General features: G+C 60.7%; 20 protein-coding genes and 1 tRNA gene. 5 read left to right on the plus strand and 16 right to left on the minus strand.

All coding sequences use genetic code 11. The features are described from left to right. Window positions 1-72: 72 nt before the first annotated feature. The 3 genes from SKA53_RS09290 to rpsD form a co-directional block, all read right to left on the minus strand. Complete coding sequence (locus SKA53_RS09290; protein WP_007205879.1) at window positions 73-996, minus strand: prephenate/arogenate dehydrogenase family protein; 924 nt, start codon at window positions 994-996, stop codon at window positions 73-75. Continuing rightward, window positions 996-2081 carry a histidinol-phosphate transaminase gene (gene hisC, locus SKA53_RS09295; RefSeq protein ID WP_007205880.1) on the minus strand — a complete coding sequence of 362 codons (1086 nt, stop codon included), beginning with the start codon at window positions 2079-2081 and terminating at the stop codon, window positions 996-998. The genes SKA53_RS09290 and hisC overlap by 1 nt, the downstream gene beginning before the upstream one ends. Window positions 2082-2259: 178 nt before the next feature. Beyond that, window positions 2260-2880 carry a 30S ribosomal protein S4 gene (gene rpsD, locus SKA53_RS09300; protein WP_007205881.1) on the minus strand — a complete coding sequence of 207 codons (621 nt, stop codon included), beginning with the start codon at window positions 2878-2880 and terminating at the stop codon, window positions 2260-2262. Between the two features lie 429 nt (window positions 2881-3309). Here rpsD and SKA53_RS09305 point away from each other — a divergent pair, with 429 nt between their 5' ends. Continuing rightward, entirely contained in the window at window positions 3310-3777 is a 468-nt protein-coding gene (locus tag SKA53_RS09305; protein ID WP_007205882.1) for a DMT family transporter, read from the plus strand. Next, the gene (locus SKA53_RS09310; RefSeq protein ID WP_007205883.1) at window positions 3774-4199 is read left to right on the plus strand and encodes a DMT family transporter; all 426 of its coding nucleotides are present in this window, start codon (window positions 3774-3776) and stop codon (window positions 4197-4199) included. Before SKA53_RS09305 ends, SKA53_RS09310 begins: the two co-directional genes overlap by 4 nt. 12 nt (window positions 4200-4211) lie before the next feature. On the opposite strand, the gene SKA53_RS09315 is transcribed toward SKA53_RS09310, so the two are convergent. The 5 genes from SKA53_RS09315 to SKA53_RS09335 all read right to left on the minus strand — a co-directional run bounded on the left by SKA53_RS09315 (window position 4212) and on the right by SKA53_RS09335 (window position 10997). Beyond that, on the minus strand, window positions 4212-5048 hold the full coding sequence (locus SKA53_RS09315) for an NAD-dependent epimerase/dehydratase family protein (RefSeq protein WP_007205884.1): 837 nt from the start codon (window positions 5046-5048) through the stop codon (window positions 4212-4214). 21 nt (window positions 5049-5069) lie between these two features. Then, window positions 5070-6272: an NAD(P)/FAD-dependent oxidoreductase gene (locus SKA53_RS09320; protein WP_007205885.1), complete on the minus strand. Its 1203-nt coding sequence runs from the start codon at window positions 6270-6272 to the stop codon at window positions 5070-5072. Next, window positions 6272-7954: a hydantoinase B/oxoprolinase family protein gene (locus tag SKA53_RS09325; protein WP_007205886.1), complete on the minus strand. Its 1683-nt coding sequence runs from the start codon at window positions 7952-7954 to the stop codon at window positions 6272-6274. The genes SKA53_RS09320 and SKA53_RS09325 overlap by 1 nt, the downstream gene beginning before the upstream one ends. Then, window positions 7951-10026 (minus strand): hydantoinase/oxoprolinase family protein, encoded by a 2076-nt coding sequence (locus tag SKA53_RS09330; RefSeq protein WP_007205887.1) that lies wholly within the window; start codon window positions 10024-10026, stop codon window positions 7951-7953. The genes SKA53_RS09325 and SKA53_RS09330 overlap by 4 nt, the downstream gene beginning before the upstream one ends. 83 nt (window positions 10027-10109) lie before the next feature. Continuing rightward, window positions 10110-10997 (minus strand): LysR family transcriptional regulator, encoded by an 888-nt coding sequence (locus SKA53_RS09335; protein WP_007205888.1) that lies wholly within the window; start codon window positions 10995-10997, stop codon window positions 10110-10112. A gap of 139 nt (window positions 10998-11136) precedes the next feature. On the opposite strand from SKA53_RS09335, the gene SKA53_RS09340 reads away from it, so the two are divergent. Beyond that, entirely contained in the window at window positions 11137-12273 is a 1137-nt protein-coding gene (locus tag SKA53_RS09340; protein ID WP_007205889.1) for an Acg family FMN-binding oxidoreductase, read from the plus strand. Window positions 12274-12280: 7 nt separating this feature from the next. Then, on the plus strand, window positions 12281-12727 hold the full coding sequence (locus tag SKA53_RS09345) for a MarR family winged helix-turn-helix transcriptional regulator (protein WP_007205890.1): 447 nt from the start codon (window positions 12281-12283) through the stop codon (window positions 12725-12727). A gap of 2 nt (window positions 12728-12729) precedes the next feature. On the opposite strand, the gene SKA53_RS09350 is transcribed toward SKA53_RS09345, so the two are convergent. The 3 genes from SKA53_RS09350 to SKA53_RS09360 are packed head-to-tail and all read right to left on the minus strand — an operon-like array spanning window position 12730 to window position 18208. Beyond that, window positions 12730-16035, minus strand: a complete 3306-nt coding sequence (locus SKA53_RS09350) for an error-prone DNA polymerase (RefSeq protein WP_007205891.1) — start codon at window positions 16033-16035, stop codon at window positions 12730-12732. A 60-nt stretch (window positions 16036-16095) separates the two neighbouring features. Next, a complete protein-coding gene (locus SKA53_RS09355; RefSeq protein WP_007205892.1) occupies window positions 16096-17562 on the minus strand; it encodes a Y-family DNA polymerase in 1467 nt (488 codons plus the stop codon). Further along, window positions 17531-18208, minus strand: a complete 678-nt coding sequence (locus tag SKA53_RS09360) for an ImuA family protein (protein WP_040482895.1) — start codon at window positions 18206-18208, stop codon at window positions 17531-17533. The genes SKA53_RS09355 and SKA53_RS09360 overlap by 32 nt, the downstream gene beginning before the upstream one ends. 193 nt (window positions 18209-18401) lie before the next feature. Between SKA53_RS09360 and SKA53_RS09365 the strand changes: the two genes are divergently transcribed. Further along, a tRNA-Ser gene (locus SKA53_RS09365) sits at window positions 18402-18491 on the plus strand. A 109-nt stretch (window positions 18492-18600) separates the two neighbouring features. Here SKA53_RS09365 and phoB read toward each other — a convergent pair. From phoB to pstC, 5 genes are all read right to left on the minus strand, one after another. Beyond that, window positions 18601-19290 (minus strand): phosphate regulon transcriptional regulator PhoB, encoded by a 690-nt coding sequence (phoB, locus tag SKA53_RS09370; RefSeq protein WP_007205894.1) that lies wholly within the window; start codon window positions 19288-19290, stop codon window positions 18601-18603. After that, window positions 19290-20006: a phosphate signaling complex protein PhoU gene (gene phoU / locus SKA53_RS09375; protein WP_007205895.1), complete on the minus strand. Its 717-nt coding sequence runs from the start codon at window positions 20004-20006 to the stop codon at window positions 19290-19292. Before phoU ends, phoB begins: the two co-directional genes overlap by 1 nt. Before the next feature lie 11 nt (window positions 20007-20017). Beyond that, window positions 20018-20779, minus strand: a complete 762-nt coding sequence (gene pstB, locus SKA53_RS09380) for a phosphate ABC transporter ATP-binding protein PstB (protein WP_007205896.1) — start codon at window positions 20777-20779, stop codon at window positions 20018-20020. A gap of 75 nt (window positions 20780-20854) precedes the next feature. Beyond that, window positions 20855-22582 (minus strand): phosphate ABC transporter permease PstA, encoded by a 1728-nt coding sequence (pstA, locus tag SKA53_RS09385; RefSeq protein WP_007205897.1) that lies wholly within the window; start codon window positions 22580-22582, stop codon window positions 20855-20857. Next, window positions 22582-24141: a phosphate ABC transporter permease subunit PstC gene (pstC, locus tag SKA53_RS09390; RefSeq protein WP_007205898.1), complete on the minus strand. Its 1560-nt coding sequence runs from the start codon at window positions 24139-24141 to the stop codon at window positions 22582-22584. The genes pstA and pstC overlap by 1 nt, the downstream gene beginning before the upstream one ends. Between the last annotated feature and the right edge of the window lie 52 nt (window positions 24142-24193).

Here is a 24193-nt window from a genome sequence, read left to right on the forward strand (position 1 = left end):
AATGACGATGATCTTTAGGCGCTGCATGCGCGCCTTATAGAACTGCCGATTGGGCGGGTAAAGGCGCATGAATCAGGTCTTTTTCGCCTTGGCGCGGCCAAAGTCCGGGGCATCTGTGTCCTGCCCTGCCTCGATGATCGACCGGCGGATCGACCGCGTGCGGGTGAAATAGGCATGCAGATGATCACCATCCCCCAGCCGGATCGCGCGTTGCAGGGCGAATAATTCCTCGGTAAAACGACCGAGAATTTCCAGTGTCGCCTCCTTGTTATGCAAGAAGACATCGCGCCACATGGTCGGGTCGGATGCCGCGATGCGGGTAAAATCGCGAAATCCGGCGGCCGAATATTTGATGACCTCGCTATCGGTCACGCGGCGCAATTCATCGGCGACACCCACCATCGTATAGGCGATCAAATGCGGGGTGTGGCTGGTGACAGCCAGCACCAGATCATGGTGGTCGGCATCCATTTCATCGACATTGCTGCCCATACCGCGCCACAGATCGGCCAGACGCGCCACAGCTGCCGGATCGGTGCCAGCAACCGGCACCAGAATACAAAACCGGTTGTCGAACAATTCGGCAAAGCCTGATCGTGGCCCGGAATGTTCTGTCCCTGCCAGCGGGTGGGCGGGGATGAAATGCACGCCTTCAGGTACGAACGGTGCCACGGCGTCGATCACAGCGCGTTTGACCGACCCCACATCGCTGAGCGTTGCCCCCAGCTTCAGATGCGGGCCGATGTCGCGGGCGACATCGGCCATCGCACCCACGGGAACGCACAGCACGACGAGATCGGCATCCGCCACAGCCTCGGCCGCGGTGTCAGTCACCAGATCGCACAGGGCAATCTCGCGCGCGGTGGCGCGTGTTTCGGCAGACCTTGCATAGCCGACAATCTGCCGCGCCAGCCCGGAACGCCGGATCGCATGGCACATGGATGACGCGATCAGGCCCAGACCGATCAGCGCGACCTTGTCATAGATCACCGCCATCAGCGTGAACCCTTGAACTGGCCCACAGCATGCACGACACGCCGACAGGCCGATTCGTCACCCACTGTGATCCGCAGGCATTGTGGCAAACCGTAACCCGCGACCTGCCGCACGATAATACCCTGCGAGCGCAGATAGACATCACAATCCTGCGCTTCGGCCGCCGAGGCGAAACGGGCCAGGATGAAATTTGCGCTGGATGGGTCAGATGGGACGCCAAGATCAGCCAGTCCAGCCGCGAGCCAGTCACGCCAGCGGGCATTCTCGGCACGGCAGCGCTCGGTATGGGCGGTGTCGCGCATCGCGGCTTCGGCAGCGGAAAGTGCTGCAGCGGACAGGTTGAACGGCCCGCGCAGCCGGTTCAGCACATCGATCACCGCCTGCGGACCGTAAGCCCAACCCACGCGCATCCCGCCCAGACCGTAGATCTTGGAAAAGGTGCGCGTCATGATGACATTCTCGCGCGCCTCGACCAGCGCGCGGCCAGCATCGAAACCTTCGACATATTCGGCATAGGCGCCGTCCAGCACCAGCAAAGCCTGCGGCGGCAGACCGGCGGCAAGGCGCGCGACCTCGGGTTCGGGGATCATCGTGCCGGTGGGGTTGGCGGGGTTCGCCAGATAGATCAGCCGCGTGCGGTCGGTGCAGGCGGCCAGGATCGCATCCACATCGACCACGCGGTCGCGTTCTGGCACGATGACGGGCGTGGCGCCGCATGCATGTGCATAGATCGGATACATCGAAAAGCCGTGTTCGGTGAACACCACCTCATCGCCCGGCCCGGCATAGCCTTCGGCCAGGAGTTTCAGGATCTCGCCAGACCCGACGCCGCACACGACACGCGCGGGATCGACGCCCCAAACCTCGGCAATCACAACGCGCAGATCGGCATGATCAGTCGAAGGATAACGGTGCAAATCATGGCCCGCACGCGAAAACGCCTGCACCGCTGCAGGGCTTGGCCCAAGCGGGTTTTCGTTCGAGGACAGTTTAAGCACATTGCTCTGCCCGTCCAACCGCGACGCTCCGCCCACATAAAGCGCAATATCCAGAATGCCGGGTTGGGGTTGAATGCCAGTCGCCATGTTAATGTCTTCCGCGTAAAGTTTTGCACGTTCTACCCGCGCGACCAAGCCGTGACCAGAGACAAGCTGCCGCTATCATCTTCCGAGTATAAATATCCCCGCGCGGAGCGCTTTTGGGTTTGCCAAAACGAAAAAGCCGCCCCGAAGGGCGGCTTTGCAATCGCGACACCGGGTCGGATTAGTTCTTGGCGTAAAATTCGACGACGAGGTTCGGTTCCATCGTAACCGGATAAGGCACATCGCCCAACGTAGGGGTGCGCACGAAAGTCGCGATCATCTTGTTGTGATCAACTTCCATGTAATCGGGCACGTCACGCTCGGCCAGTTGGGCGGCAACCAGAACGATTTCCAATTGCTTGGATTTCTGGCGGACTTCGATCACATCGCCTTCTTTCACGCGGTAGGACGGAATGTTCACGCGTTGGCCGTTCACGGTCACATGGCCGTGGTTCACGAACTGACGCGCCGCAAAAACAGTTGGCACGAACTTGGCGCGGTAAACGACAGCGTCCAGACGACGCTCCAGCAAACCAATCAAGTTCTCGCCAGTATCACCCTTGACGCGCTCGGCTTCGGCATAAATGCGGCGGAACTGCTTTTCGGTCAGGTCGCCGTAATAGCCTTTCAGCTTTTGCTTTGCGCGCAGCTGGGTGCCGAAATCTGACAATTTGCCCTTGCGGCGCTGGCCGTGCTGGCCGGGGCCGTATTCGCGACGGTTGACGGGGGATTTTGGACGGCCCCAGATGTTTTCACCCATCCGGCGGTCAATTTTATACTTGGCAGCGGTACGTTTGGTCATACGCTGATCTCCTTCTGTAAGTTACGAAGGGCGTTGTCCTTTGCGTGGATTTTGCCACGCCGACAGGGTTCCGCTTGCGCGGTCCACCAACACCAATGAAGTCGCCGCTTATAAACAGGAATCGGGGGGTGTCAACGGCCTCTCTTTTCCCGTCGAACGCAGGAAAGTAAAAGTTTCGCCAAATTATCACCACATCTGCCTGTCATGCAGACCGCGGGACGGCAACGTTGACACAGGCGCCTTTTGTAACTTGGTTTTTGTTTAATGAGTTGGCAGGCCTTTGGCTCGTGTTGCGTTGCAGAACTTTGATTCTGAACGTAGCACACTGGATTGCACGCCGCTTGCCAGTCTTTGATTGCTGTCCCACCTGACCCACCGCATCCGCCGCAAGGATTGCCTTTGCACTTTTATCGGTGAATAGATCGCGGCATGTCCAATCCTGTCCCTGCCCCACGTCTTTTGCATTTCACAGCTGCTTTTGGGGCGGGCAGTCTGTTGTCGTTGATGGTTTTGTTCAACGGGACGCTGGCCACCTACGGATCGCTGTTGTTCGCATCATGGGTGCCGCATCTGACAGGCACAGCGCTGGCCATCGTGATCCTGCTGGCGCTGCGTCCGCGCCGCGCGGGCATATCGCACCCGCCGCTTTGGGCCTATCTGGGGGGCGTTGTGGGGGGTGTAACCGTGATGCTGACCTCAGCCACGATGAACACGGCGCTAGCGTTGTCCGGCACGATCGCACTGGGGTTGGCGGGGCAGATGCTGTTCAGCCTGTTCGCCGATATCCGCGGGCTGTTCGGCCTGCCGCAACGGATGCCAAAGGCGCGCGATTATCTGGCGCTGGCGCTGATCATCGCGGGCAGTCTGGTGCTGATCTTTCTGGGCGGTGCGGCATGATCGGCTTTGCCGCCCTTGCCCTGCTGGCAGGCGTGCTGGTCTCGTTGTCGCGCCAGATCAACGGGCGCTTGGCGCTATCCACATCGGCATGGGAATCGTCATTTTGGAATCACGTCGTGGGGTTGGGTTTTATCACGCTGGCCGCACTGGTCTTTGGCGGATTGTTCGCGGGCGCGCCGCAGGATGCCCCGTGGTGGGCCTATCTTGGCGGCCCCGTCGGCGTGGTGTTCATTGCCGCAGGGTCTTGGCTGATCGCGCGGATCGGGGCGGCGCAAACGGCGCTCCTGATCATCGCGGGGCAGATGATTTCGGGCGTTATGATCGACATCATCATGGGCACAGCGGGCAATACATTGGCGCGCATCGCAGGCGTTGCCCTGATCCTTGCCGGCATGTGGGTTGCGCGGTCGGCCAAGGACTGACCGCGCAGAGGCTCAGGTGGTTTTCTTGTCGTTCACCACGCCGAGGACAGCCACACCCGAATTGCCCAATTCCACGGTGGCAAAGGGACCGCCGATACACAGATTGGCAAGGTCCTTGTTATCAAGCGGCGGTGTCTTGGCGAACACATCCTGCGCGAATTGTTCGGCATTATCCTTGGGCCGGAACCCCAGATGCCCTGCCTTGCTGTTGTCCACCACCGCGCGGTCGTTGTTGGAAATCCCCCAGACCTTGGTAAAGCCCACGACAGGGCTGTCGATGGACCGTTCCACCAGATGGATCAGGTCGCCATAGGACAGCCAAGTGCCGATGCTGCGCGCATTCGTCGCCTGCGCGCAGGAAAAGATGCGCATGCAAACCGATTCCACCCCGCGTTTGTCCCAGTACAAACTCGCCAGATCCTCGGCAAAGCACTTGGCCAGACCGTAATAGGTGTCGGGCTTATGCGGTGCATCCAACCCGATGGTGTCGGTTTTCAGATGCATGCCCACGGCATGAACGGAACTGGCGTAAACCACTCGTTTGACGCCTTGGCGATAGGCCGCTTCCCAGACGTTATAGGCCCCGATGATGTTGGATTGCAAAATATCGTCCCACGGCGCCTCGTCGCCGATGGCGCCGAAATGCACGACCATCGTGGCATCTTTGAGAATAGCTTCCATCGCGGCCAGATCGGTCAGATCGGCCTGCACATAGCTTTCACCGTCATAGAGCTTGCCGATATCCGCCACGATATCGGTGGAAACCAGTTCGTCACACATCCGCGTCAACGGTTCGCGCAAGTGAGACCCAAGCCGGCCCGCAGCACCTGTCAGGACAAGTTTCTTCATGGTATTTCCTTTCGTCGCGGTTCAGATCACCGCTTTTTCGATAAACTTTTCACCCTTTGCGATGCGGGTATAGCCGAACGGGGTCAAGTCCAGCGTGCGGTAAGCACCATAGGTGATCCACTCCGCAATGCCCCGCCCCATGGCAGGCGATTGCTGGAACCCATGCCCCGAAAACCCGTTCACAAAGATGAAATTGACCACCCCGCTGTGCGGCCCCGCAATCGCATTCTGGTCGAGCGTGTTGTAATCATAATGCCCCGCCCATGAATTGCGCAGCTTCACCGCCTCGAATTGCGGGATGCGGGTGGCGATGGTGGGCCAGACGTGGTCTTCCCAGATGCTGTGATCTTCGGTGAAATCAGTGGGATCGACGGGCTGGTCATCTTCGGGTGGGCAACCGGCCATGTAATATTGTCCGTCGGTGCGGACATGCACGCCACTTGGGTCAATCGTCAGCGGCAGGTCACGGTCAAGCCTTTGCGCAGCCTCGAAGATAAAGGTGTAGCGTTTGCGCGGTTCCACCGGAATACTGATCCCCGCCATCGCCGCCACCTGCGCGCCGCGCGTGCCTGCGGCGTTCACGACATGGCCGCAGGCGATGGTGTCGCCCGTGGCCAGCGTGACGCTTTGCACGCGGGTGCCGCTGGCATCGCGGGTGATCGCGGTGACTTCGTTCGTGATGTAGTCCACCCCGCGTTCGCGCGCGGACCGCCGCCACCAATCAAACAGGGTGTTGCCGTCAAAATAGCCCTCATCCACCAGATTGTGGTTGCCCGCGATGATATCATCCAGCTGGTAGAACGGATAGGCGGCGGCGATTTCATCACGGGTCATGTGGCGGGTGCCAGCCCCGCAGGCCGCCTGCACCGTCTGTGCATCGCGCAAGGCTGCGGCAAAGGCGGGCGTGTCGGCCAGATAAAGATAGCCGAAACTGTGCAGGCGCGGCTGTGGCACACGCGGGTCGTTGCCCATGTAGCGGGGGAAATTCTTGACGAAATCCGCGCCGAATTGCGAAATCTGCACGTTGATCGCGGCGCTGAATTGCTGGCGGATGCAGGAATTGGTCAGCGATGTGGCGGCCTGCGCGTAAGTGGGATCGCGTTCCACAACAAGGATGGAACCGTCGAAATCGGGGTTGTCGGTCAGAAACCACGCCACCGCCGACCCCAGCATCGCGCCGCCGATGATGACCACGTCATAGCTGTTTTGCAAAGGCGTCTGCATCAGGCGGTTTCTCCCTTGGTGACTTGGGCTTGCACGGCAGCGACATCAGCCTCGGTCAGGCCGTAATCGCGCATCGCAGCTTTCGCAGAAATATAGCCACGCGCAAGATCGCGCTTGATAAGGGCAGGGTCGCGCTTAGCGGCAGGCCCGTAACCCGCCCCCCCCGGCAGCCCCAGCATGACGCGCCGCCCTGCGTGGACGAATTGCTTGCCTTTGCCTTGCATCGTGCTGCCATCGTCCAGCGCAATCGTGGTCGCAGCGCCATCAGCCCCCCCCTGCCGGCCGCGTGCAGGGTGATGCACACGGTCAAACATGGCGGAAAAGTCAGCCTCGAAGCCTTGCGCGGGGCCGACCTCCATGAACTGGCCCAGTCCGCCGCGGAACTGGCCCGCACCGCCGCTGTCGGGGCGCAATTCCTTGCGCCAGATGATGACGGGGCCGGTATGTTCAGTGGCCTCGACCGGCATGGTCATCACGCCAGACGGAAAGGCGGTAGCATTCAGCCCGTCCAAAGCAGGCCGCGCCCCTGCCCCGCCAGAGTTGAAGGTCAGCACCTCGGCCCTGCGCCCTTGGCCAGTGGCAGGGCGCAGACTGACCTGAAAATTGCACAGACACCCTGCCCCTTCGGCAGGAACGGTGGCAGGCAATATCTTGTCCAGTGCGCCGAACACCACATCGGGGATCATATGCCCGATGATGTGGCGCAGCGCGACGGGCGCCGGATGCACCGCATTGACGATGCTGCCTTCGGGTGCGGTGATTTCGAACGGCGCAAGCGAGGCGGCGTTGTTGGGGATTTCAGGTGCTATCGCGCATTTGAGCGCATAGCAGGCATAGGCTTTGGTATAGACCAGCGGCACGTTGATGCCTTTCTTGTCCACGCCAGATGTGCCGGTGAAATCGCAGATGATCCGGTCAGCCTCGATTTTCAGACTGACGCAAAGGTCGATGGGGACATCAAACCCGTCGATCCGCATCGCCCCTGTGGCGCTGTCGCGCGGCAAGGCGGCGATCCGTTCCAAGGTGGCGCGGCGCGAATTGGTCAGGATGAAATCGCTGATCCCATCCAGATCGTGCAGCGCAAATTCCGCCAGCATTTCCGCTAGCCGCCGCTGGCCAATCTCGTTACAGGTGGCCAAAGCATAAAGATCGCCGACCACCTGTTCCGGTTCACGCACATTGCCACGGATGATCGCGATCAGGGTTTCGTCCACGCGACCCGCATGGGCGAAACGCATGATGGGGATGTGGATGCCTTCCTCGTAGACGCTGGCTGCATCAGCGCCAAACCCGCGCCCACCCACATCGACGACATGGGCGGTGCAGGCGAAAAACCCGACGTGGCGGCCTTGGTAGAAGGATGGCGTCACAACGGTGAAATCATGCAGATGGCCGGTGCCTTCCCACGGATCGTTGGTAATATAGACATCGCCTTCGCGCATCGTGGCGCGCCCGATGCGGCGGATGAAATGTGGCACGGCATCGGCCATCGCGTTCACATGACCAGGCGTGCCAGTAACCGCCTGCGCCAGCATCAGGCCCGCAGCGTCATAGACACCTGCGGACAGATCGCCTGCCTCGCGCACGGATGTCGAAAAGGCGGTACGGACCAGCGCCTGCGCCTGTTCCTCGACGATGGAAATCAGCCGGTTCCACATGACTTGGTTGGCGACATTGCTCATGCGCTGATCTCCGTGATGTCGATACTGCCGTCGGGGCGGGCAATGGCGTGTCGGCTGGCGGGGATAACGATGGTGGTTTCATCCTCGGTAATCAGCGCGGGGCCTGTGACGGTATCGCCCGGCGCCAGCCCGGCGCGCGGGACGATTTGCGCCTGCACGGTCTTTGCCAGCGCAGGGTCGAACAGGGCGCGGGTACTATGGCCCGTGATCGCACGGCCTGCGGGGGTGACGGGCAGCGGGGCGGCTGTGGCGCTGGCGGTGGTTGCATTGACCGCCCAGACGGTGATTTCGATATCCATGCCGGTGACGGTGCGGCCGAACAGGGCAGTATAATCCGCCTCGAACAGCGCCTGAAATGTCACGGCATCGGGGTTGGCCGCCTGATCCGCGCATAGGCTGACGGGGATTTCCCAGCCTTGGCCGGTATAGCGCATATAAACCTTGTATTGCGCCGTGATCGGGGCAGCAGCATCGCAATTACGCACGAAACCTGTCGCTTCCTCCGCCAAGGCGGCGAGCAGGTCGCGCACCATTGCTGCGTCAAACGCCGACAGTTTCATATACACACTGCGTGTCGCCTCGAAACTGAACGGCGCGCGCAAAAACCCGATGGCAGAGCCAACACCCGCACCCGTCGGCACCAGCAGGCGCGTAACGCCCAGCTTTTCGCACAAGCGCCCCGCATGCAAAGGCGCAGCCCCGCCAAAGGCGATCATGGTGTAACCGGCCAGATCCTCGCCATTCTCCACCGCATGGACACGCGCGGCATTGGCCATGTTTTCATCCACGACCTCGGCCAGACCATAAGCGGCGGTCAGGGCGTCCATGTCCAGCGGGGCGCCAAGTGCTGTCAGCGCCGTATCTGACGCGCCTTTGTGCAACCTGATCGACCCACCGGCAAAATTGTCGGGGTCGAGCCGGCCCAGCACCAGATCGGCATCCGTGACGGCGGGTCTTGACCCGCCACGCCCGTAGCAGGCGGGCCCCGGTTCGGACCCCGCACTTTCCGGCCCGACGCGGATTTGACGCAAGCTATCGACATGGGCCAGACTGCCGCCACCTGCGCCGATTTCAACCATGTCGATCACGGGAATCGAAATCGGCATGCCAGAGCCTTTCTTGAACCTGTAACTGCGCGCCACCTCAAAGACACGGGCGGTTTTCGGGGTCTGGTTCTTGATCAGGCAGATCTTGGCCGTGGTGCCGCCCATGTCAAAGGACAGGATCTTGTCCAAACCGTAACGCGCGGCGATATGAGCGGCGAACACAGCCCCCCCCGCTGGTCCCGATTCCACCAGCCGGACCGGAAATTCTGCCGCGTTTTCAAGGCTGATGATCCCGCCGCCCGAATGCATCAGGAACACCGGACAATCCGCGCCTTCATCCGCCAGCCGCGATTTCAAGCGGTCCAGATAGGTTTTCATCAAGGGCTTGATATAGGCATTTGCGACGGTCGTATTGAACCGTTCATATTCGCGCATCTGGGGCGAGACTTCGGACGACAGCGACACCATCACCCCCGGCAGGCGTTCGGCCAGCACATCACGGATCATGCGTTCATGTTCGGGGTTCAGATAGGCGTGGATCAGGCCCACGGCGATGCTGTCAAAATTATAGCTGGCCATATCCTCGGCCAGTGCAACAACTTCTTCGCGGTCGAGCGGGATCAGGACGGCACCTTGCGCATCGACACGTTCCGTCACGGTGAACCGGTGCTGTCGCGCCAGCAGGGGTTCAGGCAGTTGCAGGTTCAGGTCATATTGTTCAAACCGGCTTTCGGTACGCATCTCGATCACGTCACGGAAGCCTTCCGTCGTGATCAGCGCCGTGCGCGCGCCGCGCCGTTCGATCAGCGCATTGGTCGCCAGCGTCGTGCCATGGATGATCTGGCCGATCTGCGCAGGGCTGATCCCCGCCTTGGCGCAGACCTGATGCATCCCGTCGATGATCGCATCCTCGGGTGCAGCATAGGTGGTCAACACCTTGGTCGAATGGCTGGCCCCCGCCAGTTCCAGCACCACATCGGTGAATGTGCCGCCGATATCGACGCCGAGCCGGATTGCGTGCTGCATGATCTGTCCTTCTGCTGCCAAGGACAGGTTAGGCTGTGGATTGCATCACATCCAATTATTTTATTGGATCAATACGATCAGATTTATGGATCAAGGGCGGCAGAAATTACAACGGCGACTTGGGCTGCATCCGCGACGATCCGCGCCGATCTTTCAGCATCGTAACGGGCAAAGAAATGTAGCGGCGCAGGGGTCCAGCCGTAATCGACCTGCACCAACTGGCCACGCGCCAGCGGATCAGCCACCATCGCGGCGGGCATGGTGGCGACCCCCATCCCGTCAATCGTCATATGCAGGCAAGCGGCCAGATTGCTGGATGGCACCAGCCGCACGGGCAGTTTCGCGGTGGCGAAATGGGCGGCGACCTGCGCGTAAAGATGGGTGTCGCGCGCATGGGTCAGGATCGGATGCGCAGCCAGATCATCACTGCCCGCCTGCCCCGCCAACCCCAGTGCAGGCGACGCGACCCAGATCATGTCATAAGCACCCAGATCAATCTGCCCACTGGTCAGCCGCGTGAACGGGCCATTCTGGATCGCCAGATCAAGGCGGCGGTCGGCCAGCATACGTTCCAGATTGACCGACAGATCAACGGTCAGTTCGACGCTGAGCTTTGGATAGGTCTCTTTCAGCCGCCGCAGATAATCGCGCAGCCAAGTGTGGACGATCATCTCGGTCACGCCAAGCCGCAGGGTGCCGTCGATCAGCGCCTTTTGATCCGCCGCCGCGATCAACGCATCGGTCGCATCCAGCACGCGGCGGGCATGGGCGAGCAGGTCGCGCCCCTTGGCCGTCAGCACCACGGACCCTGCATCGCGCGTCATCAGCACAATGCCCAGCGCCTGTTCCAGCCCTGCGATCCGCGCCGAGATATTGGGCTGCGTCGTGCCCAGCCTGTCGGCGGCACCACGAAAGCTGTGCAGATCAGCGACCCAGACGAAGGCTTCAAGCTGTTTGAGGTTAAGCCGCATGGCGGACCTTTCGCACCGGATGTCCGGCAAGGGATACAGCCGATGACCGGCACAGGGCAAGCAGGGCGCTTGCATTTAGTTCGATTTCGTATTACTTAGTTCGATATCGTATTAATTACTGAATCACAGGAGACGAGACATGAACCGTCGTAAATTCCTTGCCCTGTCCGGTGGTGGCATCATCCTTGCCGCGACCGCAACGCTCGGCACCATCGCAAGCCGGACCCCCGCCACCGCATTGGCCCCTTGGGACCGTGCGGGCAGCATGTATGACGAACCGCGCATGCGGGCGCTGTCCTATGCGATCCTTGCGCCCAATCCGCATAACCGCCAGCCTTGGCTGGTCGATCTGTCCGAACCCGACCGCGTGCTGCTGAAGGTCGATACCAACCGACTTTTGCCCGACACCGACCCGTTCAACCGCCAGATCACAGTGGGGCTGGGGTGTTTTCTGGAATTGCTGGTCATGGCTGCCGCACAAGACGGGTTTGCCGTGGACCTTGACGTCTTTCCACAAGGGGCAGACCAGATGGCGCTGGACGATCGCCCCGTCGCCATCGCCACATTCCGCGCCGGTGCAGGCAGGCCGGACCCGCTGTTTGCCCATGTCATGGCGCGGCGGTCCAACAAGGAACCGTTCGACACGACCCGCCCCATAGCGCCCGACACCATCGCCCAGATCGCCGGTGCCGCAATCTACGGCAGCCGTGTTGCTGGCGACGCATCACAAGGCAGCATCACAACCCTGCGCCAATTGACCACCGACGCGATGATCGTGGAAATCGACACACCGCATACCTTCAAGGAAAGCGTGGACCTGTTCCGCATCGGCAAGGCCGAGGTCGAAGCCAACCCCGACGGCATCGACTTTTCCGGTCCCCTGTTCGAGACTTTGGGCGCCTTCGGCCTGATGACCCGCGAGGCGATGGCAGACCCGACGACCAACATGTTCGCCCAAAGCAAGGCCGTTTTGCAGGCCAATACCGAAACCGCAATGGGCCATCTGTGGCAGGCGACACGTGGCAATACCCGCGCCGACCAGATCATCGCCGGGCGCGACTGGTTGCGGCTGAACCTTGCGGCGACGGCTGCGGGCGTCGACATGCAACCGCTGAGCCAGGCCCTGCAGGAATTCCCTGAAATGGCGGCGCATCACAGGGCAGCGCACCAGATGCTGGCGCAGGACGGGGAAACCCTTCAGATGCTGTGCCGTCTAGGCTATGGTCCGACCATCGCCCCAAGCCCGCGTTGGCCGCTGGAGGCCAAGCTGATCTGAGGGCAGAATGGACGAAAACGGCAGACGCGTGTTCCAGTTTTTCAACGAAATCGGGATCATCAACCAATTGGCCGGGGCGATATTCGCGGCCCGGCTGCCCGACGGGTTGCATGTGTCGCATTTCGCCCTGCTGAACCATCTGGTCCGGCTGGGCGATGAAAAGACCCCGCTGGCGCTGGCATCCGCCTTTCAGGTGCCAAAAACGACAATGACCCACACGCTGGCCGTGCTGGAAAAACGTGCCGCGATCCGGCTGACCCCGCATCCCAGCGACGGGCGCAGCAAGATCGTTTTCTTGACAGAGGCAGGGCGCAAATTGCACGACGACGCGATTGCCAGCATGGCGGACCCGATCCGTCAGATCACCGCTGATCTGGGGGATGGCACGATCAGCGACCTGATCCCGCAGCTGGAAAAGATCAGGGCCTATCTGGACCAGAACCGTAGCATCTGACCCTAGTAGAAATCCCGCGATTTCGGGATCACGCGCACATCGCGCGGATGATGCACGCGCGGATCACCCCCGATGGGGCGGCGCACCTCGTCGGCATGGGCAAGCGGCGGGGTCATGCGATCCTCGGACAGACGTGCCAGCGCATCGCTGCGGTCGGTCAGCACATGGGCCACCACATGGATCACATCGCCGTCGCGCTGCACCACGCCATGCACGTCGATCAGGCGAGCCTGCATCACGGTCTTGCGATTGGCCTCCATTACCTTGGGCCAGACAACCAGATTGGCAACACCCGTTTCATCTTCGAGCGTGATGAAACACACGCCCTTGGCGCTGCCCGGGCGCTGGCGGATCAGCACGACACCTGCCAGCTTCACCGGCTGGCCGCTGCGCATCTGGGCAAGCTCTGCCGCCGCGCGATAGCCCTGCCGCGTCATGCTGCGCCGCAGGAACGCCAGCGGATGCGCCTTCAGTGACAGGCGCAGGGTCTGGTAATCGGCGACCACCTGTTCGCAGACCGGCATCTGCGGCAGATCGAACCGGACCTCGGCCCCTTCGTCGCGGGTATCCGCAAAAAGCGGCAGGTCGGGTGCGTCGCGCAGCGCCCGCGCGTCCCACAATGCCTGCCGGCGGTCGAGCATCATCGACCGCAACGCATCCGCCGCCGCCAGCCTTTGCACCGTGCCTGCATCGAGTTTGGCGCGGGTTTTCATATCCTTGAGGTCATCAAAAGGCCGCCCGCGCGCATCCATGATCCGCTGCGCCATATCGCGGCGCATCCCGTCGATCTGGCGCAAGCCCAGCCTTACAGCGAACACACCGGGGGCCAGCGGTTCAAGGCTGTTGTCCCAATCGGAATAATTCACATCCGCCGCGCGCACGATTACCCCGTGTTCGCGGGCATCGCGCACGATCTGGGCGGGGGCGTAAAAGCCCATCGGCTGGGAATTGAGCAAGGCAGCGCAAAACACATCCGGGTAATGGCACTTGATCCAAGAGGAAATATAGACCAGCAGCGCGAAACTGGCGGCATGGCTTTCGGGGAAACCATAATCACCAAAGCCTTTGATCTGGTTGAAACAGCGCGCTGCGAATGCGGGATCATAGCCACGCCTTATCATCCGGCCAACCATCTTTTCCTCGAGCGCGCCAATGGTGCCATGCGACCGGAAAGTCGCCATCGCCTTGCGCAATTCATTGGCCTCCTTGGTAGAAAATTCGGCGGCGACCATCGCAATCTTCATCGCCTGTTCCTGAAATATCGGCACACCGAGCGTGCGGCCCAGCACCTTTTTCAGCTCGTCAGGGTCATACTGCGGGCCGGGGCTAGGGTATTCAACAACCTCGGCCCCGCTACGACGGCGCAGGTACGGATGCACCATATCGCCCTGAATAGGGCCCGGGCGGACGATAGCGACCTGAATGACCAGATCGTAAAACGCACGCGGTTTCAGCCGTGGCAGCATGTTCATCTGCGCGCGGCTTTCGACCTGAAACGTGCCCAAGGAATCGCCCTTGCACAGCATGTCATAGACGGCGGGATCTTCTTGCGGAACGGTTGCCAGGTCGAAACGCTTGCCATGATGCGCCGCGATCAGATCAAACGCCTTGCGAATGCAGGTCAGCATGCCCAGCGCCAACACATCGACCTTGAGAATGCGCAATTCGTCGATGTCATCCTTGTCCCATTCGATGAAGCTACGATCCGGCATGGCACCATTGCCGATGGGTACGGTTTCGGTCAGCGCCTTTTCGGTCAGGATGAACCCGCCCACATGCTGGCCCAGATGGCGCGGCATGCCGATCATCTGGTCGGCGAGCCGGATCGTGCGCGCCATCAGCGGATCACGCAGGTCAATCCCCGCCTCGGCGGCCTGCGCCGCACCGATCTCGCGGCCCCAAGAGCCCCAGATCGTCTTGGCCAGTGCCGTCGTCACATCCTCCGACAGCCCCATGACGCGGCCCACCTCGCGCACGGCCATGCGCGGGCGGTAGTGGATCACCGTGGCGCAAAGTGCGGCACGGTTGCGGCCGTATTTGTTATAGATATGTTGGATCACCTCCTCGCGGCGTTCATGTTCGAAATCCACGTCGATATCGGGGGGCTCCTTGCGTTCCTCGCTGATGAAGCGCTCGAACAACAAATCGTTCTTGGCCGGGTCGACGGCGGTGATCCCCAGCACATAGCAGACGGCGGAATTGGCGGCAGACCCGCGCCCCTGACACAGGATCGGCGGCTTGCACTGGTTGCGGGCGAAATCGATGATCTCGTGGATGGTCAGGAAATATTGCGGGATATCAAGCTTGGCGATCAGCGCCAGTTCCTTGCGCAGCGTCGCCTGCAAGGCCGCAGGCACCCCATCAGGATAGCGCGCCGCCGCCCCTTTCCATGTCAATTCTTCCAGATACTCCTGCGGGCTGCGCCCTTCTGGTACAGTTTCATGCGGATATTCATAGGCAAGGTCCCGCAGATCAAAGGTGCTGGCATCGGCAACATCGCGGGTCGCACGGATCGCATGGGGCCAGTCGGCAAACAGGCGCGCCATCTGCGCGGGCGATTTGAGGTGCCGTTCGGCATTGGCATCCAGCAGAAACCCCGCCTTGGCAATCGTGGTTTTGTGGCGGATGCAGGTCATCACATCCTGCAGGGGGCGGCGGTCTGGCGCATGGTAATGCACATCATTGGTGGCCAGAATAGACAATCCATATCGGCGTGCCAAAGCATCCAAAGCGTTGATCCGCGCGCGGTCATCGCCACGGTAAAGACAGCTTGCCGCAACATGGCGCAAGCTCGGCAAGGCGCGCACCAGACGCGGCAGCAGGGCCGCGAAATGCCTCAGATCCGTCCCCGGCACAGCGATCAGCTGTACATCTGCGGCATGGGCAGCCAGATCATCAAGGCTGATGTCGCAGGCCCCCTTCGCCTGCCAGCCCCCTCCCGCATCCCGCATCTTGCCCTTGGACAACAGCGCACAAAGCCGCCCGTAACTCGCGCGATCCCGTGGATAGGCAAGAAAAGCCTCACCCGAAACCAGCTGTAACCGGCAGCCAATAACAGGGGTAATCCCCGCCTTCAGCGCCGCCGCATGCAGCCGCACAACCCCGGCCATGGTATTGAGATCGGCACAGCCGATCTTGTCATAGCCCAAACTATGCGCCGTCACGGCCAGATCCACCGCATCAGAGGCCCCGCGCAGAAACGAAAAACAGGTCGCCACCCCCAATTCCACGAAATCAGCGCGCGGATTAGGGACAAAACCGTCCCCTTCCAATGCGCGTCTGGGATGCTGGTGGTCATTCTGCGGCATGACACCCCACCTTCTTATTTCCAAAAATACTCCCGCCAGAGGCAGCACAGCCCATCCCCATCACGCGAACATCCCGTGGACAAACCAGCGCGGATCCCCGCCGCGCCCATCGCTATGCAAGCCTTCACGGTATAGCCACAACCGCCGGCCTATCTGATCCTCAACCTTGAAATAATCGCGCAAGCGGGTGCCGGGGCGGTCGCGCCACCATTCGGGCGCAATGCGCTCTGGGCCTGCATAGCGGGTCACACGGTGGGTCTGACGCCGCCAGACGAATTGCGCGGGCGGGCCTTCGGGAACGGCGTAAAGAACGCGCACCTCCTCGGGCTGGTCCAGCAGGCGGATCGGGCGTTCGCTGGCGGGCACAGGCATCAGCGCGGGCGCATCGGCCAAGACCGGCAAACGCATCTCGGCCCGTTCAGGGATATGGCTGGCACGCAGCACCGGACGGGTCACGGCACGATCACCGAAACGGGCGGCCAGCCGGTCCAGCAGATGCGCAAGCTCCAGATCATCATCTGACCCGCCGTCAAGATTGCTCTGGACGGTCTTGACGGCCCCCAGGTCAGCCGCCTCCAACGCGATCAGATCAAAGCCATAGCCCGGGTTGATCCGGTCCAGCTTGTCGCGGAACAAACCGTTGAGGTGGACAGGATCACGCGACAGGGCGGACATCGCCACCGACAGATGGCTGATATCGCCATCAGTGCGATAGATCGTCAGATGCAGCCGCCTGCAGCCTTGCCCTGCCTGCTGCAACTGATCGCACAGATCTGCGCACAGCGCGGGCAAATAGGGGGTGGGGTCAAAGATCGGCTCTGCCAGACGGCTTTGCACGATGAGCCGCGGCGCGGGATCGACGCTCGACACCGGTTCCGCAAGCTTGCCCAAAGCCTGATCCAACCGTAGCAGCGGATTGGTGGGCAAGGCGGCCTTGGCGAAGCGGCGGGTCAACGACAGGCGCGGCACATCCATCACCGCGCCGATGGTTTTCAGCCCCAGACGGCGCAACAGCAGCACCGTCGCCGGATCAAGGCGCAGGCCGGTTACAGGCAGCGCGCCCAGTTTCACCACCATATCCTCTGCACCACAGATCGCGCGCACAGGGCCATGGCGCGCCAGCGCCCAGGCCGCCCCCCACGTGGGCGCGACGGCAAGCCGCGACGTCAGGCCCAGCAGTGACAATTGCGTTTCCATCTCGACCAACATCGCGGCCTCGCCACCCAACAGATGGTCCGACCCGGTGGTATCAAGGATCAAGCCATCATCGCCGTCGCGCACATTCCACGGACACCAACGCCGCGCCCAAAGCACCAGACGGTCCAATGCGGCACGATCCCCCGCCTGATCGGCATAGGCGACCTGCAAATCGGGACAAAGCGCGCGCATGTCCACCACGCGCGACCCCGCCATGATCCCTGCCAGCCGTGCAGCCCGGTTGGCGGCATGCACAACAGGGCCGTGCTGCCCGTCGCGTGCCAACACAAGGGGGATGTCATCCGGCGGCGCGTTGCCCTGCCGCTCCATCACCCGCATCCAGCGTTCGATCGGAAACTGCGGCAACCAGATCGACACGATCCGCCGCCCGGTCATAGCTGGCCACCCATTGCCCAGGCTTTGCATGGCGCGACCGGAACAATTCGACCGCCCAGCGCGGCGCCCCCGGCGATTGTGAATCGTGCGGATGCGGGGCAGAGGGACGCGCCCCGATCCGCCAACGGTCGCGCGCGGCACTCAGGTTGGGATGTGCCAAGCGGCGGATCAGCCAGCATGGGACCCCTGCCGCCTCGGACCGCAGAGCCAGCCTCTTGGTCGCGGTAAAATCCAGTACTGCCGGATCTCCCCAGATCTCGCCAATCACGCCACCAAGGCTGCGGCAGCGCAACCCGTCCTCCATCGTCCAGAGCACATCGGCGGCGCGCGTGACATTGACCATGATGATCGGACGCAGCGGGCCTATCCCCGCAAGGCTGGGATATCCGCTTTCCTTGCGCGACACGCGATCCTGCACCCACAAGACTGGCCGCTGACCACGCGGCAACCGCGCCAGCGCAAAGCCCAGGGCAGCAGCATCCGCGGCTGTTTCGACAAAGACCTCGGACAAGGTAAAGCGAGACAACCCCGGCTGCGGCGGAAAGCCTTGCAGCGTTTTCTGCATATGAAGCAAAGCCATACACGACACACCTAATTTCGGGTTATAATGTTCATGCTTTGTTCTATTTCATCATATTGATTCTGACAATCCGCCCAGCGCCAGTGCCACGCAATGCCGCAGGGCAAAGCCCTCTCGCGCCAGACCGAAACAAACGCACATAGCGACAATTTCCGCTTGTTCTTGACGCTTCATTGCTGCTAGACCCCGCGGCGGAGATGTGGCCGAGTGGTCGAAGGCGCTCCCCTGCTAAGGGAGTAGGCGGGAAACCGTCTCGAGGGTTCGAATCCCTTCGTCTCCGCCATTACCCATGCGCAAATTAGACATGAGGCTCCAGATTGGGCCTTTTGCCTCTTGGGTTCAACGGGGTTTAATAAGGCCAGCCGACTTTCGGAGACAGGCCCATTGGCGCCTTATCCCAGCGCATATCCGGCACCACGCACGGTGCGGATCAGATCCTCGCCACCATGGCTGCCCAGCACTTTGCGTAGCCGGCCGACATGGACATCAACAGTGCGCGTATCAACATAGATGTCGCGGCCCCAGACACGGTCAAGCAGCTGATCCCGGCTCCACACGCGGCCTGGTTTTTCCATGAAAGTCGTCAGCAGGCGAAATTCGGTTGGGCCGAGTTTAAGCTCGTTTTCACCGCGAAATACCTTATGCGTCTCGGAATCCAGCAAGATATCGTTGTAGATTAGCCGTTCGCCCATGGTGGCGGGACGCGACCGGCGCAGATGCGCCTTTACGCGGGCCAGCAGTTCGATGATCGAATAGGGCTTGCTGATGTAATCATCGGCACCGGTTTCCAGACCGCGGACCTTGTCCACCTCTTCTGACCGCGCCGACAGCATGATGACAGGCGTCATCCGAAAGGCGGGGCGGCTTTTGATCTGGCGGCAGATCTCGATGCCGGATGTGCCGGGCAACATCCAGTCCAGCAGGATAAGGTCGGGCTGTTCTTCTTCGATCAGCAACAAGGCCTCGTTGCCATCAGCGGCCTTGATGACGCGAAAGCCTTCGCTTTCGAGGTTATAGGCCAGCACTTCGCGCTGGGCTGGTTCATCCTCGACCACAAGTACGGATGGTTGCAAGTCAGCCATCAGACATCACTTTCCAAGAAGGCAGAGGTTGTATTGTCCTGCTTGGGGCGGTCATCCTCCGGCAATGCACCGGTGACGGCATAGATCGTCTGTTCCGCGATACCCGTCGCATGATCGCCCACGCGTTCAATGTTCTTGGCGATGAAATGCAAATGCATGCCCACGGTGATATTTTTGTAGTCTTCCATCATATGGGTCAGGAACGACCGGAACAGCGTGTTGTAGATCTGGTCAGCTTCGGCGTCACGTGCGATGATTTCAGCGGCCTTGACCGGATCGCGCGCGATAAAGGCATCCAGCGCTTCGCGGACCATCGTTTCAACAAAAACAGACATCCGCGCCATATCGGAAAGCGTGCCACCAATCGCGCCGGCACCCGACATGGCCATGGTGCGCTTGGCGATATTCTTGGCATAATCGCCGCAGCGTTCCAGATGCGAACTGATTTCCATCACGGCCAGCACAAGGCGCAGGTCCTTGGCGGTCGGGGCGCGCAAGGCCAACAGGCGGGCAGCATCCGACTTGATCAACAGATCAAGATCGTCGATCACCTTGTCGCCGATACGGACTTTTTCGGCCAGCTCGTCATCGCGGGTGCGCAGCGCCTGTGCTGAATCCGCAAGCGCCTGTTCGACGAGACCGCCCATTCTCACCATGGTGGCCTGAATGCTTTCAAGGTCGCGGTCAAAGGACGCGACGATATGATTGTCGTTCATTGTCATAGCCCTTACCCGATCCGGCCGGTGATATAGCTTTCGGTGCGTGGGTCCTGCGGGTTGGTGAATATCTGGTCGGTGTCGTTGAATTCGACCAGATGGCCCATGTGAAAGAACGCAGTCTTTTGGCTGACACGTGCGGCCTGTTGCATCGAATGGGTGACGATCACCACGGAAAACTGCTGACGCAATTCGTCGATCAATTCTTCGATCTGCGCGGTGGCGATGGGGTCCAGCGCAGAACAGGGTTCGTCCATCAATAGCACTTCGGGGGCAGTGGCGACCGCGCGGGCGATGCACAGGCGCTGCTGCTGGCCACCCGACAGGCCGGTACCAGGGGAATCGAGCCGGTCCTTGACCTCGTTCCACAGGGCCGCACGGCGCAGCGATGCTTCGACAATTCCATCCATATCAGCCTTGTTCCGCGCAAGCCCGTGAATCTTGGGGCCATAAGCCACGTTGTCATAGATCGACTTGGGGAAAGGGTTAGGTTTCTGGAACACCATGCCCACCTTGGCGCGCAATTGCACCGGATCAACGCGCGGATCATAGATGTCCTGGTCGTCCATCGTGATGCTGCCCTGCACACGGCAGATATCAATCGTGTCGTTCATCCGGTTCAGGCAGCGCAGAAAGGTGGATTTGCCACAACCCGACGGACCGATAAAGGCGGTCACGGTCTTGTCGCCGATTTCGACGCTGACATCCTTGATCGCATGCGTTTCGCCGTAATAGACCTGCACACCCTTGGCGGAAATCTTTGTGTCGTTCATGTCGGTGGTTCTTTCAATGCGTCTAAGGTCGTCCATTGTCGTATCCTTTGCCAACGGCGTTGATGTCCATGCGTATCACCACCGGCGCTCGAACTTGCGCCGCAAAATAATCGCAAGGATATTCAGCGCAAACAGCAGGACAAGCATCACGAGGATCGCAGATTGCGCCAAGCCTTCGCGCACGGGTGCGTCTTGGTTCTGTGCCAGCAGATAGACAACAGTCGGCATAGATTGCGCCTGTTCCAGCAAACCGCCCGAGAACGGCGATGACAACAGCGCCGCCCCCGTCGATACCGACAGACCGATCAGCAGCAGCGGTGCAGTTTCACCCAGTGCCTGCGCGATCCCAATGATCGTGCCGGTCAGGATGCCGGGTGCGGCCAGCGGCAGCTTGTGATGGAAAACCATCTGGACTTTGGACGCCCCAACACCCAACGCCGCATCGGCAATCGAAGGTGGCACGGCCTTCAGCGCGGCACGGGTCGCAATAACAATGGTCGGCAGCGTCATAAGCGACAGCACAAGACCACCCAAAAGCGCCGTGCCACGGATCGAGCTGCCAAACCCAAGGTCCATCAGCGTAAACAGGATCGCAGCACCCAAAATCCCAAACACAATTGACGGAACAGCGGCAAGGTTTGCGATGTTGATTTCGATGAAGTTGGTAAAGCGGTTCTTTGGCGCAAATTCTTCAAGATAGATCGACGCGGCCACACCGAACACCAGCGAAAACACCAGCACGACCAGCATCATATAGGCAGACCCCATCAAGGCAGGGCCGATGCCCGTAATCTCGCCGCTTTGCGAATAGGGATTGGTGAAGAAATGCCAGCGGAACGAATTGCTGATCAGGTCGGCTTCGACCATCGCATCGACAAGGGCAAGTTGCCCGATATCAAACCCAGGGGGCATTTGCGCCGTGCCGACACCCGACAATTCGCCCGACAGATACCGTGTCACGGAAATGTCGATCGGCACGCCGGTTTTTTCCGTTGTGCCGACAAGATCAGGGTTGTCGACCAGTTGGTCACGCACATCCCGCCGGTTCGTCGCAAAGATGATGCTTGAAAGGGCGGCGTCATCAAATTGCGCAGGCTGGCGCAAGGCACCTGCCGCATCCGTCAACGCGGCTTGATAGCCCGTCTCGGCAAGTGCTGCACTATCTGAGGGGTCGATAGATGCAACGCGGTCTGCAGCTTGGGCAAAGCCCAGATCGTTCAGCGCCTGCGCTGCCGCATCCCGCGCTGTGATTGCGGCATTTGTGTCATCCCCGTCCATCGCCGCGACAGCAGCGCGCACCGCACTGCCCGCCTGACCAAGCTGCCTTGCGGCATCTGCCGGCGTCGGTGCGGCCGCGATGATTGCGCTGGCACCGGTCAAGCCCGCCGCGTCCAATGCGCCGATCGCTTCGGCTGTCCAGCGGCGCGACACGGTACCTTCGATATCGATTCCCGCGTTTTCCAGCGTGCTGCGCAGCGATGACGTGAATATGCCCCGTTCAAACCCTGTGCGCAGGTTGATCGTGCCGATTTCTTCGGCCGATACATCGCCGCCGTCGGGGTTCAGGACAGCCGGATCATAATAAAGTTCGATCTGCGCTTGATACTGGAACAACGCTGGGACGCCACGCGACACAATCGACCACAACAAAATCGCAAGAAACATCAACACAAGCGTGATCGCGCTGAACCCCAGCCAGCGCAATATTGTGCCGGTGCGATGCCGTTTGCGGACAAGCGCGGATTGCTCGAGCAATGAACTTTTGCGGATCGGCACAGCGCCGGACAAGTTTGCGTCAGACATCAGTCGTACTGCTCCCGGTATTTTGCGACCATGCGCTGTGCCAAAAGGTTCAGCGCGAGTGTGATAAAGAACAGCGTGAAAGCCAGTGCAAAGACAGCAAGCACGTCAATCGAATCAAAGCCCGACCCTTCGCCTGTCAGGACGGCGACGATCCGTGTCGTCACGGTGACGACTGCCCCAAAGGGGTTAGGTTCGATCCCTTGCACATTGGACAAAGCACCCGCCGCCAGCACAACGATCATCGTCTCGCCAATGGCGCGCGATGCGGCCAGCACGATAGCACCGACGATCCCCGGCAATGCGGCAGGCAAGATCACCTGCACCACGGTTTCCGCCTGCGTGGCCCCAATGGCAAGCGAACCGTCACGCAATGTCTGTGGGACCGCGTTGATCACATCATCGCTTAGCGACGATATAAACGGCACCAACATCATGCCCATCACCACGCCTGCGGTCATCACAGACACCGTGTTTGGCATCACAGTCGCGCCCACTACGGCTTGCAAGAACGGCCCGATCGTGATCAGCGCGAAAATACCATAAACAATTGTCGGCACACCGGCGAGGATTTCAAGCGCAGGCTTGACCCAAGACCTTGCCCTGCGCGACGCGAATTCCGACAGATAAACCGCCGCAAGCAGCCCAAGCGGCACCGCAACCAGCAACGCGACAAGCGAAATATAAAGCGTGCCCCAAATCAGCGGCACAAAGCCTAACGCCGATTGATAGCTACCGTCGCGGCCTTCGGGGATACCGACCACGTCGCCCGCTGGCGCCCATGCCATCCCGAACAGAAAGTTGAAAAACCCGTATTCGCGGAAAAAGCTTAGCGAAGGCAGCGTCAAAGCGGCAAGAATGGCGACAGTCGCAAGAATAGCCATCGTGGATGCAAAAATCAGAAATCCGGAGATCCAGCGTTCGACCACTACGCGTGCACGAAATTCGGCGGAAATCCGGCGCAGCGCGATCACAAAGCCTGCAATCGCCAGCACCAAAGAAATGATCGGGCCAACCGTGCCAACACGTCGGTCGAACTGCCGAACAACCTGTGCCACGGACAACATACCGTTGGTGACGGCAGGGCCGAGGACTTGTCCACCCGCACGCAATCTGTCCGCGATCGGATCTTGCTCTGCGTTCCAGCCGGCGATATCCGCCTCTGTCGCGTTGCCGTCAGCGACATAGCCATCAAGCGCGGACGCAAGGCTGCGAACACCGGCGACAAACTGAGTGCGTAAGACGCCCTCGCGGATATCTATCTCGCGCTCGGTCAGTCCTTCACGCGCCTGCGCCGACAAACGCACGTCAACCAGATCGTCCGGAGTGACCATGTTGGTATAGATATTCGAGGCGATACCCGCGAAAAAAAGCCACAACATAACAACCAAAAGGGATGGTGCGGCGGTTGCAAAAACAACATGCCAAGCATGCTGGTGTGGGCGGGAATGGGTGCTTTGCGCGGGAAAAGACAGCGCCTTGCGGCGGCCAAGGGCGTATCCGGCAATCGCAAGCAGGACAATCAGCAACAAAACAGCGGGGAATGTGATAAAAGCGCCCATTGAAACCCTTGACTAGTATTGTTGGACAGTCTGACCATCCAAACTGGGATTG

The sequence above is a fragment of the Yoonia vestfoldensis SKA53 genome (genome assembly GCF_000152785.1).
GTDB classification, from domain to species: domain Bacteria; phylum Pseudomonadota; class Alphaproteobacteria; order Rhodobacterales; family Rhodobacteraceae; genus Yoonia; species Yoonia vestfoldensis_A.

What these genes read in the sequence shown, in the direction of transcription:
- SKA53_RS09290 (WP_007205879.1), bottom strand. Translation starts at nt 996, where the DNA reads ATGGCGGTGATCTATGACAAGGTCGCGCTGATCGGTCTGGGCCTGATC.
- SKA53_RS09310 (WP_007205883.1), top strand. Translation starts at nt 3,774, where the DNA reads ATGATCGGCTTTGCCGCCCTTGCCCTGCTGGCAGGCGTGCTGGTCTCG.
- SKA53_RS09320 (WP_007205885.1), bottom strand. Translation starts at nt 6,272, where the DNA reads ATGCAGACGCCTTTGCAAAACAGCTATGACGTGGTCATCATCGGCGGC.
- SKA53_RS09345 (WP_007205890.1), top strand. Translation starts at nt 12,281, where the DNA reads ATGGACGAAAACGGCAGACGCGTGTTCCAGTTTTTCAACGAAATCGGG.
- pstB (WP_007205896.1), bottom strand. Translation starts at nt 20,779, where the DNA reads ATGAACGACACAAAGATTTCCGCCAAGGGTGTGCAGGTCTATTACGGC.
- SKA53_RS09340 (WP_007205889.1), top strand. Translation starts at nt 11,137, where the DNA reads ATGAACCGTCGTAAATTCCTTGCCCTGTCCGGTGGTGGCATCATCCTT.
- SKA53_RS09350 (WP_007205891.1), bottom strand. Translation starts at nt 16,035, where the DNA reads ATGCCGCAGAATGACCACCAGCATCCCAGACGCGCATTGGAAGGGGAC.
- hisC (WP_007205880.1), bottom strand. Translation starts at nt 2,081, where the DNA reads ATGGCGACTGGCATTCAACCCCAACCCGGCATTCTGGATATTGCGCTT.
- pstA (WP_007205897.1), bottom strand. Translation starts at nt 22,582, where the DNA reads ATGTCTGACGCAAACTTGTCCGGCGCTGTGCCGATCCGCAAAAGTTCA.
- phoU (WP_007205895.1), bottom strand. Translation starts at nt 20,006, where the DNA reads ATGAACGACAATCATATCGTCGCGTCCTTTGACCGCGACCTTGAAAGC.
- SKA53_RS09360 (WP_040482895.1), bottom strand. Translation starts at nt 18,208, where the DNA reads ATGGCTTTGCTTCATATGCAGAAAACGCTGCAAGGCTTTCCGCCGCAG.
- SKA53_RS09355 (WP_007205892.1), bottom strand. Translation starts at nt 17,562, where the DNA reads ATGGAGCGGCAGGGCAACGCGCCGCCGGATGACATCCCCCTTGTGTTG.
- SKA53_RS09325 (WP_007205886.1), bottom strand. Translation starts at nt 7,954, where the DNA reads ATGAGCAATGTCGCCAACCAAGTCATGTGGAACCGGCTGATTTCCATC.
- SKA53_RS09305 (WP_007205882.1), top strand. Translation starts at nt 3,310, where the DNA reads ATGTCCAATCCTGTCCCTGCCCCACGTCTTTTGCATTTCACAGCTGCT.
- rpsD (WP_007205881.1), bottom strand. Translation starts at nt 2,880, where the DNA reads ATGACCAAACGTACCGCTGCCAAGTATAAAATTGACCGCCGGATGGGT.
- pstC (WP_007205898.1), bottom strand. Translation starts at nt 24,141, where the DNA reads ATGGGCGCTTTTATCACATTCCCCGCTGTTTTGTTGCTGATTGTCCTG.
- phoB (WP_007205894.1), bottom strand. Translation starts at nt 19,290, where the DNA reads ATGGCTGACTTGCAACCATCCGTACTTGTGGTCGAGGATGAACCAGCC.
- SKA53_RS09335 (WP_007205888.1), bottom strand. Translation starts at nt 10,997, where the DNA reads ATGCGGCTTAACCTCAAACAGCTTGAAGCCTTCGTCTGGGTCGCTGAT.
- SKA53_RS09315 (WP_007205884.1), bottom strand. Translation starts at nt 5,048, where the DNA reads ATGAAGAAACTTGTCCTGACAGGTGCTGCGGGCCGGCTTGGGTCTCAC.
- SKA53_RS09330 (WP_007205887.1), bottom strand. Translation starts at nt 10,026, where the DNA reads ATGCAGCACGCAATCCGGCTCGGCGTCGATATCGGCGGCACATTCACC.